This is a genomic window from Streptomyces sp. DH12, assembly GCF_020873895.1.
Lineage (GTDB): Bacteria > Actinomycetota > Actinomycetes > Streptomycetales > Streptomycetaceae > Streptomyces.
The window spans coordinates 1-402 of sequence record NZ_JAHWGT010001520.1; the positions used below are offsets into that span (position 1 = coordinate 1).

The following is a 402-nucleotide window of genomic DNA, read 5'->3' on the forward strand; positions in this document are numbered from 1 at the left end:
GCCGAGCAGATCGAGGAACTCACCGCGCGCATGCGCGCAGCCGCCGCCGACCTGCAGTTCGAGATCGCGGCACGGCTGCGCGACGAGGTGTCCGAGATGAAGAAGGAACTGAGGCAGATGCAGGAGGCGGGCCTGTCCTGACCTCCGCACACGGAATGTGTTGCAAGACCGACACAAAGTGTGGACCGGGGTACGTCGCTGTCAGTGCACCTGCGTAGGGTTCTGGTCAACCGCGGTCTTCGCGGCAACAGGGGACGTCCGAGAGGGGAATCAGCGCGTGACCGTCAACATGACCAAGGGTCAGGCCATCAGTCTGCAGAAGAACGACGGCGGCAGCCTGACCGCGGTGCGCATGGGTCTCGGCTGGCAGGCGGCCCCCCGGCGTGGCCTGTTCGGCACCCG

At 66.4% G+C, this 402-nt stretch carries 2 protein-coding genes; both read left to right on the top strand.

The annotated features are described in order from the left end of the window. On the top strand, positions 1-141 hold a 141-nt coding region (locus LPA54_RS40865), incomplete at its 5' end, for a UvrB/UvrC motif-containing protein (RefSeq protein ID WP_228985471.1). Between the two features lie 136 nt (positions 142-277). Next, the coding region (locus tag LPA54_RS40870; protein ID WP_228985472.1) for a TerD family protein at positions 278-402 on the top strand (125 nt) is incomplete at its 3' end.